Here is a 3,742-nt window from a genome sequence, read left to right as displayed (position 1 = left end):
CAACCCAATAACCAAGTTTATATTCCATTACTCTTTAAATACAGCATGTTATTTTAGGCCTTTTTGTACTGCCTGATTTTTGTTGTTTTTTTTTAAGGATGGGTTATAAAGATGAATAATGGTTTCAAGTTGATTTAATACTTTATTTATGGTACAGTTTAAGGTTGTGTTATCTTTATTTTTTGTTTGCCTGTTTGCAGGTTTCAGCACCTTCGCTCAGCATCTTGCGCTTAAAGCTGTTGGCGACGCCCAAAAAGGGTACCAGGTCGATATTTATAACGGACAGCAATTGGTGGTTACCAATACAGAGGAACTCTCCCTGCAATTATACAACCATGATTTAACTACCATAACCAACCTTGAGCATATAAAAGGCCAAAAATGGACCGGAAACGAAAACATGATCACCTTATCAAGCGATCTTTATATACAGGAATTTGATGCTGATCTGTCAATAACAGTAACCTACCAGGTGGTCAACTCAAATCTTGTCAAAAAAACCATTCAATTATTCCAGCCGTCTATGCCGGGCATGTATTACATATTAAAGGAAACCGCCAGGCCGGCAAACAAGCCACAGCGTTATTTAACTTTTGAAGAGGATAATTTCCCGGGAGGCTTTGCACATGAAATGTTCCCGGCAGCCGGCTTTATAACTGCTGATAATAATGTTGTTGGTTTTTTAACCGATGCTGGGTATAAAAACCAGTACACCAGGAATACGCGACGTCGTTTTAGTGGACGTGATCAGGGCTTTACAGGTTTGCGCCGCCTCGCCGATCCTAATTTATTTTCAGTTGCTGACCTGGCGGAACGGGCAAAAAATGATGATTACATCCGCCAAACCTTTGGCGAAATGTATAATCTTGACGCAGGCGACAGTACCTTATTAAGTATTGATCCTGCAGACCAAAAAGCAGAGAATGCGGATATTATCAGGAGCCAGGGCCTTATTTCAGTTACCTGTCATAAGGGAACCCAATCGGGCATCAATATGATCGCCCCGTTTAAAGATCAAAACATTTATACCGTCTCTTTTTGGTATAAGGGCAATGCAGCTTTGGCATTGAAACTTTTCAGGCTTAAAAACGGACAAAAAACCGCCGAGCTTGAAGATGGGATGAAATATATCGATAACCTGCCGATAGATGAAAAAAAATGGACCTTTTTTAAAAGAAGCATCATGGTACCCTATATCGAAAAAGATAGCGTATCCATGTTCATTGGCGCAGAGGCAGGAAAGGAAGCCAGGTACGATATTAAAGAGCTGAAGATCATTGAAAATCATCCGCAAAAAGAAGCATATAATGTACTTCCCCTGGGCGAAAAAGCAGAAAAAACCACCTACATTTTTGTTGAGCCCTGGAAATCGAAGCAGCAATTTATGATCTCAGCGCAAACGCGTTTGGCCGAAGGAAAAGGCTTTAAAGGTTCAGTGATTGAAAAAATGTTGTATGCCAATTTCAATATGCTTACCTGGATCACCGATGTTGACAATTTTAAGCCTTTTAATGTGCCCAATATGAACTATGCACCGGATATGTACAACCGGGACTCTTTTTTCTCGACGGTTTCAACTTACAGCAAGGAGTTGAACTTATCAATTTGGGAGGAGTGGGGCAAAACGCAAACATCCAAAGGTTCTATAGGTACCATCATTACACCTTTGATGGGTTCTGTTGAGGCAAAAGATAACGAGGCTACTATTGAATGGCTGATATGGGCCATGTTGAATAAACGCCGGTTTGGGGTAAAACTTCCGCATGAAAAAATTGAGAAAGCGGTCAATTATGTTTTGAATGAATTTGATCCCGGCAGGACCGGAAAATGCAGATCGCACTTTCCGATGAACCAGCTGGATATAATTGATTACAACCCAAAAACCGACCGACTGGCGGTTAACCAGGGCATGCTGGTGATCGCGTTAAAAACCATTAAAGAATTAGGGTTTTCGATATCCGACGCCTATATCCAAAAAGCAGAGAACGAGTACCGCAATTTTTATGACGTAAAAAGGAAACACTTGTTATTTGACAGGAATTTCCCGGATATGATCTCGCTTACGGACCTGGAGCCGGAATTTTTTTCCTTGTGGTTATTTAAAAAGCCCATATTAACGGATGAAATGGTACAAAACGAACTGGAGCAGATACCGATATTGAATAAAGTCACCAACTCACCGCACCCGGAATATGGCACTACGGCACCTATACTGATCAGGGTGACAAAGGATGCAAAAGGGTGGGCCTATCTGAGTGGTGATTACCAGCCTTTTGGAAAATTCGGCGAAGAAAATTACAGCGATGGAAAAACTGACGGCTTTTATTATAACGGCGGCAGTTGGTTCAGACCTGAATATTGTGCGTACGTGGTAGGGTTAAAACATGGGTGGAAAAAAGCCCGGCCCTTAATGGAAAACAGAGTATGGGCCGAGATCTATCTGAATCCCAAATGGCCTTTCAGCAAGGAATTTACGCCAACAAAATGGGATACAACAGATAGCTGGTGGCCATCTACAAAAGGTTTGTGCTGGAATGTTTTTATTTTAATGGCAGATGAAGTAGCTGGTTTGCGTAAACCTGAAATGGATCCTGATTACCATAAATAGCACCAGAGCGCACTGAATTTTGTTTTTTATGCGTCTAAATGACCTTGACAAAAAAGCGGGCTTGGGTATCTTCTTTAGCATCAAAATGTATAATCATTCAATTTGTTAAACTTGAATTCATATTTCAGCTCAGCTGTTAGATTAACACTATTGACCAGCTTCCATCTTTTCAATTCATTAATAAAACCGGGGGATGGCAAATTTGCTTTTGCGGTCATTTCACTGTAATAAGCGGCTTTTGCGGGATGATCAGGGGAACAGGCATTGTACAAGCCCCCAAAAGCATCCTTATCTATTACAGCCATTGTAATACGCACACAATCTGATTGATGAATAAGATTAACAGGTGCCAGCCCATTGGGGATATTGGTTTTACCCGCAAAAAAGCGCCCCGGATGACGCCCTGGCCCGATGAGCCCGCCAAAGCGAATAATCGTCGTTTTAAAAGAAGTTTCTTTTCGAAAAAGCTGCTCGGCTTCAAACAATATTAAACCTGAAGCAGTATCGGGTTTAGGTTCGTCAAATTCATTTACTTCATGATCATATTCTCCATAAACCCCGGTTGAACTGATATAAATGATCTTATTAACCTTGTATTCAACACAGGCGCCAATAATCTGCTGAATTTTTGAAAGGTATCCGCCGCCTTCACCAGCCTTAAGCCTGGGCGGAATACTGATCACCATTACGTCACACTTAAAAAAAGTTGGATCAAACGACGTTTGCTCATTATCAAACTTTACCAAATAGGGCAGGATGCCTGAATTAACCAGCGCTTCCAATTTATCAGGAGAAGTTGCAGAACCGTTAACGATTGTGCCTGTTTTTAAAAGATCAGCCGCCAACGCCTTTCCATACCAGCCACAGCCTAAAATACTAACCACCATTTTTTTATTTGTTACCAATGCGTAAAAATTGTAAAAGGAATCTGCATCATTTCACAAATTACATTAAAATAAAATAAAAAGTATTACTTTTGCATTGTCTATAATTTCCATAGACAATATATTTAATTATTAAAATGGTCGATTCAGAAATACAATATAAAAAACAAACATCGTTAGAATGCCCGGTAGATTTTATAAAGGTGGATGAAAACAGGATAAGGGCAGTGGCATTTTTTGTGGTGGTGTT

2 protein-coding genes are annotated in these 3,742 nt (G+C 40.4%); one reads left to right on the top strand and one right to left on the bottom strand.

The features are described from left to right. Positions 1-148 precede the first annotated feature (148 nt). Positions 149-2,608, top strand: coding sequence for a hypothetical protein (locus tag QZY09_RS04240; RefSeq protein ID WP_295668550.1), 2,460 nt, complete (start codon positions 149-151; stop codon positions 2,606-2,608). Positions 2,609-2,688: 80 nt separating this feature from the next. On the opposite strand, the gene QZY09_RS04235 is transcribed toward QZY09_RS04240, so the two are convergent. Then, a complete protein-coding gene (locus QZY09_RS04235) occupies positions 2,689-3,495 on the bottom strand; it encodes an SDR family oxidoreductase (protein WP_295668548.1) in 807 nt (268 codons plus the stop codon). Positions 3,496-3,742 lie beyond the last annotated feature (247 nt).

It is taken from the genome of uncultured Mucilaginibacter sp. (genome assembly GCF_903913935.1).
Lineage (GTDB): Bacteria > Bacteroidota > Bacteroidia > Sphingobacteriales > Sphingobacteriaceae > Mucilaginibacter.
This window is presented reverse-complemented; position numbering and strand designations above follow the sequence as displayed.